Source organism: Enteractinococcus helveticum, from assembly GCF_001657475.1.
In the GTDB taxonomy this organism is placed as follows: Bacteria; Actinomycetota; Actinomycetes; order Actinomycetales; family Micrococcaceae; genus Yaniella; species Yaniella helvetica.
Window position 1 is genome coordinate 1 of sequence record NZ_LXEY01000031.1, and the last position, 252, is coordinate 252.

Here is a 252-nt window from a genome sequence, read left to right on the forward strand (position 1 = left end):
TTCACCGGCCGCATCGGCGACCACGAAATCACCTTCCCGCCAGACATCACCCCCGGCGCAGCCCACATCCTGGACCGACTCAAGCTCACAACCTAAAACGGGTCACTAAACTTGTGCAAGTCAGGTGGAAGCACACCAAGAAGTCCTCATGGGCACCCCGGGACAACAACTCGTATTACGCCACGATGCCTTCGACCGCGCATCCTATATGCCCGGCGTCCTGCTCGGGTTGCGCACCGTTGGCTCTCGTCC

1 pseudogene is annotated in these 252 nt (G+C 60.3%); it reads left to right on the forward strand.

Going from position 1 to position 252, the window contains the following annotated elements:
* Positions 1–130 precede the first annotated feature (130 nt).
* Positions 131–252 (forward strand): annotated as a pseudogene (locus A6F49_RS17420) (dihydrodipicolinate reductase C-terminal domain-containing protein); the annotation flags it as partial.